This window comes from Pseudomonas sp. NPDC090208 (assembly GCF_044746785.1).
GTDB lineage: Bacteria > Pseudomonadota > Gammaproteobacteria > Pseudomonadales > Pseudomonadaceae > Aquipseudomonas.
In genome coordinates this window covers 27,099-41,566 of record NZ_JBIVCU010000009.1, presented here as the reverse complement: position 1 = coordinate 41,566, position 14,468 = coordinate 27,099, and the positions used below count along the sequence as shown (strand labels likewise).

The following is a 14,468-nucleotide window of genomic DNA, read 5'->3' as shown; positions in this document are numbered from 1 at the left end:
GACCCACAGTGGGTACTTGTTCGAGTGACAGACGTCAGCCGGTTTCGATGACCGGCCAATCCTCGGCAAGATAACGCGCAGTCTTTTCGCTGCCGTGATCTCGCCGACAACGCGAGAAACGGCAGTGCCCTCCTTGGTGCCTGTCCTTTCCCTGACGCCCGATTTGCGTAACGAACGCGCACGGCCTTTTTCATGCCGTGCGGATCGACCGTTGCTGCGCCGTTCTTGCCTGAACGCTGCGCACCGCGGCTGACAGTGCCTGCCTGTGGCTTCTTGTAGCCACCCTTTTGCGCGGGGGATACCGCCATGACCTTGACCCTCCTGAAAGAGTTTTTCGCAGGCTTTCTGCGCACTCGCCATTTCGCTCGGCACTTCCGTCGACTGGCGCTGCTCGACAGCCTCACCGACGCCACCGTCAGCCGCGAAGTGCCGCCATCTCTGGCGCAGACCCTGAGCCGTGGCGCCACCAGCGAGGTGCCGGAACTGCTGGCCCGTCTGGGCACGCAGGGCGATGGCCTGAGCGACGCCGAAGCCGCGCAACTGCGCCTGCAACATGGCCTCAACGAAGTCGAGCACGAACAGCCACTGCCCTGGTGGCAGCACCTGTGGCACTGCTATCGCAACCCGTTCAACCTGTTGCTGACCTTGCTGGCGTTCGTCTCCTGGGTGACCGAGGACATGAAGGCCGCCACGGTGATCTTCTCCATGGTGGTGCTCTCGACCCTGCTGCGTTTCTGGCAGGAAAGCCGCTCCAACCAGGCTGCCGATGCGCTCAAGGCCATGGTCAGCAACACCGCCACCGTGCTGCGCCGCGAGGACGGGCAAAGCCTGCGCATCGAGCTGCCGATCAAGCAACTGGTGCCGGGCGACCTGATCGTGCTGTCGGCCGGTGACATGATCCCTGCCGATTGCCGCGTACTCAGCGCCAAGGACCTGTTCGTCAGTCAGGCAGCCATGACCGGTGAATCGCTGCCGGTGGAAAAGTTCGCCCGCCGTCAGGAGGTCGACAGCGGCAACCCGCTGGACCTGGAAAACATCCTGTTCATGGGCACCAACGTGGTATCCGGCGCTGCCACCGGGGTGATTCTCGCCACCGGCAACAGCACCTATTTCGGCGCGCTGGCCCAGCGCGTCAGTGCCACCGACCGCGCGCCGACCGCGTTTCAGGCCGGGGTGAACAAAGTCAGCTGGCTGTTGATCCGCTTCATGCTGGTGATGGCGCCGTTGGTGCTGTTCATCAACGGCTTCACCAAGGGCGACTGGATGCAGGCGCTGCTGTTCGCGCTGTCGATTGCCGTGGGCCTGACCCCGGAAATGCTGCCGATGATCGTCACCTCGACCCTGGCCAAGGGCGCGGTGTTTCTGTCGCGCAAGAAAGTCATCGTCAAACGCCTGGACGCCATCCAGAACTTCGGCGCCATGGACGTGCTGTGCACCGACAAGACCGGCACCCTGACCCAGGACCGGATCTTCCTGGCGCGGCATGTCGACGTCTGGGGCGATGAGTCCGATGACGTGCTGGAAATGGCTTACCTCAACAGCTATTACCAGACCGGCCTGAAAAACCTGCTGGACGTGGCGGTGCTGGAGCACGTCGAGATCAACCGGCAGTTGCAGGTTGGTACGCAGTTCAGCAAGGTCGATGAAGTGCCGTTCGACTTCAATCGTCGGCGCATGTCGGTGGTGGTGCAGGAGCAGGGCCAGCCGCATCTGCTGATCTGCAAAGGCGCGCTGGAAGAAGTACTGGGCGTGTGCAACCGGGTGCGCCATGGCGATGCGGACGAAGCGCTGACCCCGGAGCTGCTCGCGCGCATTCTTCAGGTGACCGCCGAGTTCAACGAAGAAGGCCTGCGGGTGGTGGCCGTGGCAGCCCGCTCCATGGCGTCCGGGCGTGAAGCGTACGGACTGGCCGATGAAAGCGATCTGACCCTGATCGGCTATGTCGCGTTTCTCGATCCGCCCAAGGAAAGCACCGCGCCGGCTCTCAAGGCGCTGGCTGAACATGGCGTGGCGGTGAAGGTGCTGACCGGTGACAACGAACGTGTCACCGCAAAAATCTGCCGTGAAGTCGGGCTGGAACGTCAGGGCCTGTTGCTCGGTGGCGATATCGAGCGCATGAGCGACGCCGAACTGGCGGTGGCCGTGGAAACCACCAACGTGTTCGCCAAGCTGACCCCGGCGCACAAGGAGCGCATCGTCCGGCTGCTCAAGGGCAATGGTCATGTGGTCGGCTTCATGGGCGACGGCATCAACGATGCGCCAGCCCTGCGCACAGCGGATATCGGTATCTCGGTGGACAGCGCCGTGGACATCGCCAAGGAGGCGGCGGACATCATCTTGCTGGAAAAAAGCCTGATGGTGCTGGAGGAGGGCGTGCTGGAGGGGCGCCGGACCTTCGCCAACATGCTCAAGTACATCAAGATGACCGCCAGCTCCAACTTCGGCAACGTGTTCTCGGTGCTGGTCGCCAGCGCGTTCATTCCGTTCCTGCCGATGCTGCCGATGCATCTGCTGGTGCAGAACCTGCTGTATGACGTGTCGCAGATCGCCATTCCGTTCGATCACGTCGATGAGGAGTTGCTGCAGAAACCGCAACGCTGGCAGCCAGGAGAAGTGGGGCGCTTCATGCTGTTCTTCGGGCCGATCAGCTCGGTGTTCGACATCACCACCTTTGCGGTGATGTGGTACGTGTTCGGCGCCAACACGCCGGAGCATCAAACCCTGTTTCAGTCCGGCTGGTTTGTCGTCGGCCTGCTGACCCAGACGCTGATCGTGCACATGATCCGCACACCGAAGATCCCGTTCCTGCAAAGCCGCGCGGCCATGCCCTTGATGGTGATGACCGGGGTGATCATGGCGCTGGGGATTTTCCTGCCGATGGGACCGCTGGCGCACTACTTCAAACTGCAGGCGTTGCCACCGCTGTATTTCGCGATCCTGCCGCTGATTCTGCTGGCGTACGTCGGCCTGACCCAGGCGGTGAAGGGGTTTTACGTGAGGAAGTTTGGTTGGCAGTGACGATGCAGGAGCGCGCTTGCCCGCGATTGCATTGTGTCAGACAGCATCGTCACCACAGACCTGTCGCAATCGCGAGCAAGCTCACTCCTACAGGGGAATGCGATTAACTGTAGGAGTGAGCTTGCTCGCGAGAGGCCGGTATGGCCAGCATCGCCCGCCACAGGGTGGGGACAGGGTGTGGCCGAAATTACCGCGCCAACGCCAGCGCCACGCCCTGACCGCCGCCGATGCACAGGGTCGCCAGACCTTTTTTGGCATCGCGCTTGATCATTTCGTGCAGCAGGGTCACCAGCACGCGGCAGCCCGAGGCACCGATCGGGTGGCCGATGGCGATGGCGCCGCCGTTGACGTTGACCTTGCTGGCGTCCCAGCCCAGTTCCTTGCCCACCGACAGCGATTGCGCGGCGAAGGCTTCGTTGGCTTCGATCAGGTCCAGTTCGTCCAGGGTCCAGCCGGCCTTGTCCAGGCAACGACGGGTGGCGCTGACCGGGCCGATGCCCATGATCGCCGGATCGACACCGGCGTTGGCGTAGGCGGCGATGCGTGCCAGCACCGGCAGACCCAGTTCTTCAGCCTTTTTCGCGCTCATCAGGATCACGGCGGCGGCGCCGTCGTTCAGCGACGAGGCGTTACCGGCAGTCACGGTGCCGTCTTTCTTGAAGGCAGGCTTGAGCTTGCCCAGGGTTTCGGCGGTGGTACCGGCCCGTGGCTGCTCGTCGGTGGCGAAAGAGACCGGGTCGCCCTTGCGCTGCGGAATCAGGATTGGGGTGATTTCATCGACAAAACGCCCGGACTCGATGGCAGCAGCAGCTTTCTGCTGCGACGCGGCGGCAAAGGCATCCTGAGCTTCACGGCTGATGTCGAACTTCTCTGACAGGTTTTCGGCGGTGATACCCATGTGGTAGTCGTTGAAAGCGTCCCACAGGCCGTCGCTGATCATGGTGTCGACCATGGTGGCGTGGCCCATGCGCAGACCGGTGCGGGCGCCCGGCATCACGTAGTTGGCCAGGCTCATGCTTTCCTGACCGCCGGCGATGATCACATCGGCGTCGCCGCAGCGGATCGCCTGGGTGCCGAGGTGTAGAGCCTTGAGGCCCGAGCCGCAGACTTTGTTCAACGTCATGGCAGGCACGGTGAACGGCAGGCCGGCCTTGATCGACGCCTGACGCGCAGGGTTCTGCCCGGCACCGGCAGTGAGCACCTGCCCCATGATCACTTCGTCGACCTGCGCCGGATCGAGACCGGTCTGCGCCAGCAACTGACGGATCACCGCCGCGCCGAGGTCAACGGCAGGAATGTTCGCCAGCGAGCCCTGGAAACTGCCGACCGCGGTGCGGGTGGCGGCAACGATAACGACGTCTTGCATGGTACGAATCCTCACTGTTGTTGGTTTTGGCGCCGGGACCTGGAGAAAAGCTGAAAAGAGGGTCCCGGACAGGGGAATCAAGGGCGCACATGGTGGCATGAATGACGGGAATAATTTAAGCCCTTTGTCGCTTTGATCGGGCGCCAGGTACTCAATGCCACTGTGGGAGCGAATTCATTCGCGAGACGTCGGCATGGGCGACATAGGTGTGCCGGATGTACCGGCCTCTCGCGAATGAATTCGCTCCCACAGGTTCAATCGGTGTCAAATTACTCCCATCCGTCGCCTGGCCCGATGCACCGACGCATTCCTCACCGCCCAGCGCAGCACCGGGGCGGTACGGTTGATGCTGGCGCGGATCAGTTGGCGTCGGAAACTGCCCTGGCGAATGTCGAACATCGCACAGGCCCACTCCGGCAGCAGGTCGACGCCGGCGTACCTCATCAGGTTGCCCACGGGCCGAGCCAGACGGCTGGGCGCCGGGGCGGCTTGCAGCACGCGCCAGACTTCGCGGGTGCGTTCATCGCACAACAACTGCGGACGCATGCGTTGCAGGTAGGCGGCAATTTCCGCTGCCGAACGCGGCACATCGCGTGCGCCGAGGCGTTCGGCGACCAGGGCGGTTTCTGCGTAGTAACGGTCCTGATCCGCCAGCGACAGATGCGGGTTGAGGTAACGCAGGTGCGCGGCCATGAAACTGCTGACCTCCGCCACATGCACCCAGGTCAACAACTCGGGATCATCGGCGGCATAGGCACTGCCGTCCGGCGCCGTGCCGCTGATCTGCGCATGAATGCCGCGGACCTTGTCGATCAGCCAGTTGGCATCATGGGTGGAGCCGAAGGTAGTACCGGAAATGAACTGCCCGGTGCGCCGCAGCCGGCCGAGCATGTCCTCGCGAAAGTTGGAGTGGTCCCAGACCCCGGCCAGCACGCGCGGATGCAGCATCTGCAACATCAATGCGCAGATGCCGCCGATCATCATGCTGGCAAAGTCACCATGCACCTGCCAGCACACCGCCTGCGGCCCGAACAGCCCGGGGTCACCCTTGGGGTTTTCCATGTCCAGTTGACCAAGGGCAAGGCCGGTCATGCTCATGACCTGGGTTTCGATGCGGGTGCGGATGAATTCCATGGTTTTCCAGAAAACGATGCAGCTATTGATCACAGGATGTTGGCTTGCCCAGATACCTGTGGGAGGGAGCTCTGCTCGCGAAGACGGATGATCAGACACTACGGCTGTGACTGAACGGACGCTTTCGCGAGCAGGGCTCCCTCCCACAGGATTCGGGCAGCCCGGTAAATCGTGATATGCCAAGGATCGTTGGGGTCAGCGGTTCAGCCGCTTATCAATCAACCCCTCAACCACACTGGAATCGGCCAGGGTCGAAATATCCCCCAGGCTGTCCAGCTCGTTGCAGGCGATCTTGCGCAGGATGCGGCGCATGATCTTCCCGGAACGGGTTTTCGGCAAGGCCGGCGCCCACTGGATCAGCTCCGGCTTGGCAAAGCTGCCGATCTCCTTGCTGACCAGCGCCAGCAGCTCCTTCTTCAGCGCCTCGTCCGGCTCGATCCCGGCCATGGGCGTGACAAACGCATAAATGCCCATGCCTTTCACGTCGTGGGGATAACCGACCACCGCCGCCTCGGCGACGCTGTCGTGCAGCACCAGCGCGCTCTCGACTTCGGCGGTGCCGATGCGGTGCCCGGACACGTTGATCACGTCGTCCACGCGGCCGGTGATCCAGTAATGACCGTCTTCATCGCGGCGCGCGCCGTCGCCGGTGAAGTAATAACCGGGATAAGGCTTGAAGTAGGTATCGACCATGCGCTGACGGTCGCCGTACACGCTGCGGATCTGCCCCGGCCAACTGGCCTTGATCGCCAGCAGGCCGCTGGTGGCGCCTTGCAACTCCTTGCCCTTGTCATCCAACAGCACCGGTTGCACGCCGAACATCGGCTGCATCGCGCAACCGGGTTTCAGCGGGCTGGTGCTGACCAGCGGGGTGAGCATGATGCCGCCGGTTTCGGTCTGCCACCAGGTATCGACGATCGGGCAGCGCTGCTGGCCGACTTCGTTGAAATACCACTCCCAGGCTTCCGGGTTGATCGGTTCGCCCACCGTGCCCAATACCCGCAGGCTGTCCCGGCGCGTGCTCTGCAACGGCTTCGGCCCTTCGCGCATCAGGGCGCGCAACGCGGTGGGGGCGGTGTAGAAAATATTGACGTGGTGCTTGTCGATCACCTGCCAGAAGCGCGAGCTGTCCGGGTAGTTCGGCACGCCCTCGAACATCAATGTAGTGGCGCCGTTGGCCAGCGGCCCGTAGACGATATAGCTGTGGCCGGTGACCCAACCGACGTCGGCGGTGCACCAGTAGATATCACCGTCGCGGTAATCGAACACGTACTTGTGGGTCAACGCGGCCTGCAACAGGTAACCGCCGGTGGTGTGCAGCACACCCTTGGGTTTGCCGGTGCTGCCGGAGGTGTAGAGGATGAACAGCGGGTCTTCGGCGTCCATCGGTTCCGGCGGGCAGTCGTCGCTGAGTCCGTGAACGGCTTCGTGGTACCAGATGTCGCGGCCTTCGACCCAGTCCACCTTGCCCTGAGTGCGCTGCACCACCAGCACTGTGCTGACGTTCGGGCAGCTTTGCAGAGCCTTGTCGACGTTCTGTTTGAGCGGGATGTACTTGCCGCCGCGCACACCTTCATCGGCAGTGATCACGGTGCGGCAGTCGGCATCGAGGATGCGGTCACGCAGGGCGTCCGGGGAGAAACCGCCGAACACCACCGAATGAATGGCGCCGATACGGGTGCAGGCCAGCATGGCGTAAGCCGCTTCCGGCACCATCGGCATGTAGATGCACACCCGGTCGCCTTTTTTCACCCCGCGCTGCTTCAGCGCATTGGCCAGGCGGGCAACGTTGTGGTGAAGCTTGCTGTAGGTGATTTCGGCCGACTCGGCGGGATTGTCGCCTTCCCAGAGAATCGCCACCTGATCGCCACGCGCGGACAGATGGCGGTCGATGCAGTTGTAACTGACGTTGAGCTGGCCGCCCTTGAACCACTCGGCGCTGCCGGTCTTGAGGTCGCACTGGCAGACCTGATCCCAGGGGCGAGACCAGTCGAGGAACTGTTTCGCCTGCTCGGCCCAGAACGTGTCCGGCTGTTCTACCGACTGTCGGTACAGGCGCTGGTAATCGTCGGCACTGATCTGCGCGGCTTTGCGGGACGCATCGGCGTGAGGGAAATCGCTGAGATTGAACATGGCGTCTCCTTTCTTGTTGTGGGCTCAATATGACATCAGAGTAGTTCGTCACCGTGGGGTTCAGGCTGGATAGCGGCCGTGAGGCTGCATTGTTTTGTGGGAGGGAGCCCTGCTCGCGAAGACGGATTGCCTGACACCGTTGTGGTGACTGACCAGACGCTTTCGCGAGCAGGGCTCCCTCCCACAGAAAACGGCGATGTCTGTCGAAAGAGTGATGGGGCAACAGAAAAACAAAACCCGCCGCCTCTTGCGAGGGGGCGGGTTGCGGTTGTTGCGCGAGGCAGGATCAGCCGCGGTGACGACCGCGGAAGTAATTGATCAGGCCCTGGGTCGACGCATCTTCGGCCGGACTGTCTTCGCTGCCCACCAGGCGGCTGTAGACACCCTTGCCCAGTTCCTTGCCCAGCTCGACGCCCCATTGGTCGAAGGCGTTGATGCCCCAGATCACGCTCTGCACGAAGACCTTGTGCTCGTACATCGCCACCAGCGCGCCGAGGCGACGCGGGCTGATGCGTTCGACCACCAGCGTGTTGCTCGGACGGTTGCCGGGGATGATCTTGTGCGGCGCCACGCGCTGCACTTCTTCCTCGGACAGACCCTTGGCACGCAGTTCGGCTTCGGCTTCTTCGCGGGTCTTGCCCTGCATCAGCGCCTGGCTCTGCGACAGGCAGTTGGCGTACAGCCACTGATGGTGGTCGGAGACCGGGTTGAAGCTGACCACCGGCACGATGAAGTCGGCCGGAATCAACTGGGTGCCCTGGTGCAGCAACTGGTGATAGGCATGCTGGCCGTTGCAACCCACGCCACCCCAGATCACCGGACCGGTGTCGGTCTTCACCGGCACGCCGTCCTGACGGACGCTCTTGCCGTTGGATTCCATGTCCAGCTGTTGCAGGTGCTTGGTGATGTTACGCAGGTAGTGGTCGTACGGCAGGATCGCGTGGCTCTGTGCGCCCCAGAAGTTGCCGTACCAGACGCCGAGCAGGCCCAGCAGCACCGGCATGTTCTGCTCGAACGGCGCGTTCTGGAAGTGCTGGTCCATGGTGTAGGCACCGGACAGCAGCTCCTTGAAGTTGGACATGCCGATCGCCAGCGCGATCGGCAGACCGATGGCCGACCACAGCGAGTAACGGCCGCCGACCCAGTCCCACATCGGAAAGATGTTTTCTTCGCGGATGCCGAAAGCCACGGCCGCAGCGTTGTTGCTCGATACCGCGATGAAGTGACGATACAGCTCGGCCTCGGAACCACCCTGAGCCAGATACCAGGCGCGCGCCGCAGTGGCGTTCTTCAGGGTTTCCAGGGTGCTGAAGGTCTTCGACGAGACGATGAACAGCGTGGTTTCGGCGCGCAGCTTGCTGGTCAGCTCGTGCAGCTCGGTGCCGTCGATGTTCGCCAGATAGTGGCAACGCACGCCTTTCTGGGCGTAGGACAGCAGCGCTTCGGACACCAGCTCAGGGCCGAGGAACGAGCCGCCGATGCCGATGTTGACCACGTCAGTGATCGGTTTCTCGGTGTAACCGCGCCACAGGCCGTCGTGAATGCGGCCGACCAGATCGGTGATCTGGTTCAGCACCTTGTGGACTTCCGGCATCACGTTGACGCCGTTGACCAGCAGCTTGTCGCCGACCGGGCGACGCAGGGCGGTGTGCAGCGCCGGGCGACCTTCGGAGGAGTTGACCAGTTCGCCGTCGTACTGCGCCTTGATCGCGTCCTTCAGGCCCACTTCATCGGCCAGATTGACCAGCAACTGGCGGGTCTCGGCGGTGATCAGGTTTTTCGAATAATCGAGGAACAGGCCGCTGCTGCTGAGGCTGAACTGATTGAAGCGCTGCGGATCGGCGTTGAATGCCTCGCGCATGCTGAAGTTCTGCATGGCTTCGCGGTGTTGATTGAGCGCCTGCCAGGCGGGCAGGGTCGTGACGTCATGAGGAGTGCGGTAGTACGCCATCGCTGCGGGTTTCCTTGTACGTGAACTGCCTTTGGACACTGATAAGCCAGGGCGGGTCGAATGCCTGCGTGATCCGCAAGCCTAACCCTGCGGGTGCGCCGATGTCTGCGCCTGACTTTACCTTTGCTCGGTACTTTTTCTCACAGGGCCATGCCGCCCGGTCAGGCGGCGTGTACCGGTATGGCATTGCGGGTGTCGCTAAGTTCATTGCGCGGCGCCAGGGCCGCGTGGCCCTGGCTGCCCTGCTGCAGCGTAGAGAGCATAGGCGCAGATGATGACATGAGCACCTACGGGTTTTCCGTGGTCAGGTGCAGGTTGTCGATCAGACGGGTCTTGCCCAGGAAAGCCGCGCCCAGCACCACCAGATCGTGATCGTCCGTTGTGGCCGGACGCAGGCTGACGGCGTTGCGGATTTCCAGATAATCGGGACGGAAGCCAGCACTTTCCAGCGCTTTTTGCCCCTCGGCCAGCAGTTTGCCGTGGTCGGTTTCGCCGTTGCGCAGCGCTTCGCCAATCTGCTTGATCACACGGTACAGCGTTGGCGCCGTGGCACGTTGCTGCTCGTCCAGATAACCGTTGCGCGAGGACAGCGCCAGGCCGTCGGCGGCGCGCACGGTGGGCTCGCCGATGATCTGGATCGGCATGTTCAGGTCACGCACCAGCGCGCTGACCACCGCCAGTTGCTGGAAGTCTTTCTGGCCAAAGATGGCGATGTCGGGCTGCACCATGTTGAACAGCTTGCTGACCACCGTCGACACACCGTCGAAATGCCCCGGGCGACTGCCGCCGCACAGGCCTTCGGACACCACCGGCACGCGGACGATGGTCTGGTCGGCCATGCCGTGGGGGTACATTTCCTCGACGGTCGGGGTGAACAGCAGATGGCAACCGGCTTGCAGCAGTTTTTCCTGATCCGCCGCGAGGGTGCGTGGGTAGGTCGCCAGGTCTTCGTTGGGACCGAACTGCAGCGGGTTGACGAAAATGCTCGCCACCACGAAATCGGCGCGCTGCGAGGCTTTGGTCACCAGGGCGATATGGCCGCTGTGCAGGTTGCCCATGGTCGGGACCAGGGCGATCCGCTTGCCTTCGCTGCGGGCGCGGGCAATGGCGGCACGCAGCTCGCGTACGGTTTTGACTGTGTTCATGCCGAGAATCCGTGTTCAGGGGCCGGGAAACTGACGTCTTTGACTGCGCTGACATACGCGGCGATGGCGGACTGAATGTCCGGCTGGCCGGCCATGAAGTTCTTCACGAACTTCGGCACGCGGCCGCTGATCGACAGGCCGAGCATGTCGTGCAACACCAGCACCTGACCGTCGGTCGCGCTGCCGGCGCCAATGCCGATCACCGGGATCTTCACCGCATGGGTGATTTCCTGGGCCAGTTCGCTCGGCACGCATTCAAGCAGGATCATTGCCGCGCCGGCCTGTTCCAGGGTGATGGCGTCGGCGCGCATCTGCCGCGCCTGGGCTTCCTGGCGGCCCTGCACTTTATAGCCACCGAGCACGTTGACCGCCTGCGGGGTAAGGCCCATGTGCGCGCACACCGGAATGCCACGCTCGGCCAACAGACGGATCGAGTCGGCCAGCCATGCCGCGCCTTCGACCTTGATCATGTGCGCGCCGGCCTGCATCAGCATCGCGCTGTTGGCGAAGGTCTGATCGGCAGTGGCATAGGACATGAACGGCAGGTCGGCGAGGATCAGCGCACCCTGATTGCCGCGTTTGACACTGGCAACGTGGTAGGCCATCTCGGCGGTGGTGACGGGCAGGGTGCTGTCGTGGCCCTGCAGGACCATCCCCAGCGAGTCGCCGACCAGCAGCACTTCAACGCCCGCCTGGCAGGCAGCGTGAGCGAAGGTGGCGTCATAGCAGGTCAGCATGGCGATCTTTTCGCCTTTCTGCTTGAGCGCCAGCAGGGACGTAATGGTGATATCGGGCATGAAAAAGTCCTCATTCAGGCGCTGTGAACACTACGGCGAGCAACGCGTGATTCATTCTGGAAACCCAGGCACATCGTCGTTTCGCGATGTTTGCAAAGACCTGTTCCGCGCCTTTTGGCCGGTACTCCGGCTTCGGGACGCTTATCTTCGTGAGGAGGGGGCGGGAAGTCAAATGCAGGTGTTACCGGTTTCGGCGGGATGTTACCGGTGGGTAACGCGACCAGGTCACCGCCGGGCTTCTGTGGGAGCTGGCTTGCCCTGCGACCGGCGGGGAACCCGTCGTAAAACCTGCACACGCGGTCTGCCTGACACACCGGATTTACCGGGTTTACTGCCGGTGCCCGGCAGGTCGCAGGGCAAGCCAGCTCCTACAGGTATCGTGTTCAAGCATCTTTGTAGGAGCGCGCTTGCCCGCGATTGCGTCGTGTCGGGCGATTTCTTCATAGCCGGGCTTCTGTGGGAGCGTGGCTTGCCCGCGAAGGCGTCAGATCAGACGCTGCGGCGGTATTGAGTGAGCGCTTTCGCGAGCAAGCCCGCTCCTGCGGGAGCAGTGTCAGCCCGAAATGCGCTCCAGCCCTTCGAACGGGCAAGCGGCCAGCAGGTCATTCAGCGCACGGCCGTCGGCCAATGTGATACCCGGCGCCAGCTCGGCCAGCGGGTACAGCACGAACGCGCGGGCCTGCATGTGGTAATGCGGCACTTTCAGGCGGGGCTCGTCGATCACACGCTCGCCGAACAGCAGAATGTCCAGGTCCAGCGTACGCGGGCCCCAGCGTTCCAGGCGTTCACGCCCCTGGCCGTTTTCGATGGCCTGCAGGGCGTCGAGCAGGGTCAGTGGTGCCAGCGAGGTATCCAGTGCCGCCACCGCGTTGGTGTAACGCGGCTGGCCTGGCAGCAGCGAGTCGCTGACATAAAAGGAAGACACGCCGACAAAAGCGCTGTCCGGCAATTGCGCCAGGCTTTTCAGGGCTTCGCGCAATTGCTCGGCGGGATCGGCCAGATTGCTGCCAAGACCGATGTAGACACGTTCCATTGCCATCATTCCGAGGCGTCGGCGCCTGCGCGCTTGCGTTTGCCGCCACCGCTGCGGCGACGTTTGCGCGGACCCTGGCCCGTGGCGTCCGGCTTGTTACCGAGGTCGCGGATCATGTCGCGACGTTCGGCTTCATTGGCGTCCTGGTAATCGGTCCACCACTCGCCCAGGCCGTCGGTCTCCTCGCCAGCGCTTTCGCGCAGCAGCAGGAAGTCGTAACCGGCGCGGAAGCGCGGGTTGTCCAGCAGCAGGTCGGCACGCTTGCCGGAACGGCGTGGCAGGCGTTCCTGCATGTCCCAGATCTCGCGGATCGGCATGGTGAAGCGTTTCGGAATGGCGATACGCTGGCATTGCTCGGCAATCAGTTCATGGGCAGCTTCTTGCATCGCCGGAATCGGCGGCATGCCGCGCTCTTGCAGGCGCAATACCAGAGCCGGCAGAGCAGGCCAGAGCAACGCAGCGAACAGGAACGCCGGTGTGACCGGTTTGTTCTGCCGCACGCGCAGGTCGGTGTTGGCCAGCGCCTCGCTGATCAGCGTGTGGGTGTAGGTCGGGTTGTGTTCCAGCGCGTGGGCGCTGGCCGGGAACAACGGCTCGAACAGTTCCAGATCCACCAGCATTTCAAAGGTCGGCTCGGCGTGACCGGACAGGAACAGCTTGAGCACTTCTTCAAACAGACGCGCCGCCGGAATATCGCGCAGCATCGGTGCCAGCGGACGAATTGGCATGGCGGTGTGCTTCTCGATGCCGAAGTCGAGCTTGGCGGCGAAACGCACGGCCCGCAGCATGCGCACCGGGTCTTCCTTGTAACGTTGCTGCGGGTCGCCGATCAGACGGATCAGGTGGTTGCGGATGTCGTGTACGCCATTGGCGTAGTCGAGCACGCGCTCGGTGACCGGATCGTAATACAAGGCGTTGATGGTGAAGTCGCGGCGCTGGGCGTCTTCTTCCAGGGTGCCGTAGACGTTGTCACGCAGAATCCGCCCGCTCTCGTTACGCGAGGACTGATTGCTGTCTTCGTCCTCTTCATCCTGTGGATGGTTGGCGCGGAAGGTGGCGACTTCGATGATCTCACGGCCGAAATGGATGTGAACCAGCTTGAAGCGACGGCCGATGATGCGGGCGTTACGGAACTCGGCGCGAACCTGCTCGGGGGTGGCGCTGGTGGCAACGTCGAAGTCCTTCGGCGTGATGCCGAGCATCAGGTCGCGGACGCAGCCGCCGACCAGGTAAGCCTGATAGCCGGCGTTTTGCAGGCGTTCGACGATATTGACCGCATAGCGGCTGAATTGGCTGCGCTGCAACGAGTGCTGGCTGCTGCTGAGCACCTCGGGCGTTGTGCGCACATGTTGCTGCGGCTTGCGCAGAGGAGAACGGAATGACTGGAACAGCTTCTTCAGCATGGGATGCACTGTTTGAAGGAATATTCGGCCAATGACGAAGAATGGCCGCACGATGGGCGGGGATTCTAGCATTTAGTCGAGGGATGGTGTAGGACGCTGCGCGAAGGGCTGTTCCAGGCCGTCTTTACGGGCATGAAACGGAAGGCTGGGAGTGTTGCGTAAGCTACTGGGGGAGCCGAAGCTCCCCCAAAGTGCGTGCTCTTATTTTTATTGTCTGTTGGGCTTTTTATTTTTGTTGAGCGCCCAATTCACGGCTTTTCGCCTGTGAAACCTCCCAATCGGGAGTCAAGAGCAAACGGATTGCTTTGGTCGCTGTGCTGCAGTGATCAATCGATCCAACCAGTTCAGGCTCTACCTTGAGGTAGTTTTTTGTTGTTCTCGGCCTGGTTGCGGGACAAGTCCCAAATGCAACGCCTCTCCAAAAGAATCAGTTAGCTGCGCCTCCGCCGTTTTGTTCTTGTTATGCGTGAGTCGATTCGTCTTGTTTT

Annotated in this window: 9 protein-coding genes; 1 reads left to right on the top strand and 8 read right to left on the bottom strand. The window is 62.5% G+C overall.

The annotated features are described in order from the left end of the window. Nucleotides 1–306: 306 nt before the first annotated feature. Nucleotides 307–3,018 (top strand): magnesium-translocating P-type ATPase, encoded by a 2,712-nt coding sequence (gene mgtA / locus ACIPL0_RS16215; RefSeq protein WP_400597689.1) that lies wholly within the window; start codon nucleotides 307–309, stop codon nucleotides 3,016–3,018. Nucleotides 3,019–3,205: 187 nt separating this feature from the next. Here mgtA and ACIPL0_RS16210 read toward each other — a convergent pair whose 3' ends face one another. The 8 genes from ACIPL0_RS16210 to ACIPL0_RS16175 all read right to left on the bottom strand — a co-directional run bounded on the left by ACIPL0_RS16210 (nucleotide 3,206) and on the right by ACIPL0_RS16175 (nucleotide 13,980). Further along, nucleotides 3,206–4,384, bottom strand: a complete 1,179-nt coding sequence (locus tag ACIPL0_RS16210) for an acetyl-CoA C-acetyltransferase (protein ID WP_400597690.1) — start codon at nucleotides 4,382–4,384, stop codon at nucleotides 3,206–3,208. A 264-nt stretch (nucleotides 4,385–4,648) separates the two neighbouring features. Then, nucleotides 4,649–5,518: an oxygenase MpaB family protein gene (locus ACIPL0_RS16205; protein WP_400597691.1), complete on the bottom strand. Its 870-nt coding sequence runs from the start codon at nucleotides 5,516–5,518 to the stop codon at nucleotides 4,649–4,651. Between the two features lie 195 nt (nucleotides 5,519–5,713). Further along, the gene (gene acs / locus ACIPL0_RS16200; protein ID WP_400597693.1) at nucleotides 5,714–7,651 is read right to left on the bottom strand and encodes an acetate--CoA ligase; all 1,938 of its coding nucleotides are present in this window, start codon (nucleotides 7,649–7,651) and stop codon (nucleotides 5,714–5,716) included. A 286-nt stretch (nucleotides 7,652–7,937) separates the two neighbouring features. Further along, a complete protein-coding gene (gene pgi / locus ACIPL0_RS16195; RefSeq protein ID WP_400597694.1) occupies nucleotides 7,938–9,602 on the bottom strand; it encodes a glucose-6-phosphate isomerase in 1,665 nt (554 codons plus the stop codon). Nucleotides 9,603–9,889: 287 nt separating this feature from the next. Next, on the bottom strand, nucleotides 9,890–10,747 hold the full coding sequence (gene panC, locus ACIPL0_RS16190; RefSeq protein WP_400597695.1) for a pantoate--beta-alanine ligase: 858 nt from the start codon (nucleotides 10,745–10,747) through the stop codon (nucleotides 9,890–9,892). Then, nucleotides 10,744–11,544 (bottom strand): 3-methyl-2-oxobutanoate hydroxymethyltransferase, encoded by an 801-nt coding sequence (gene panB, locus ACIPL0_RS16185; protein WP_400597697.1) that lies wholly within the window; start codon nucleotides 11,542–11,544, stop codon nucleotides 10,744–10,746. Before panB ends, panC begins: the two co-directional genes overlap by 4 nt. Before the next feature lie 553 nt (nucleotides 11,545–12,097). Further along, nucleotides 12,098–12,577: a 2-amino-4-hydroxy-6-hydroxymethyldihydropteridine diphosphokinase gene (folK, locus tag ACIPL0_RS16180; protein WP_400597699.1), complete on the bottom strand. Its 480-nt coding sequence runs from the start codon at nucleotides 12,575–12,577 to the stop codon at nucleotides 12,098–12,100. 5 nt (nucleotides 12,578–12,582) lie between these two features. Continuing rightward, a complete protein-coding gene (locus ACIPL0_RS16175) occupies nucleotides 12,583–13,980 on the bottom strand; it encodes a polynucleotide adenylyltransferase PcnB (RefSeq protein ID WP_400597701.1) in 1,398 nt (465 codons plus the stop codon). Nucleotides 13,981–14,468 lie beyond the last annotated feature (488 nt).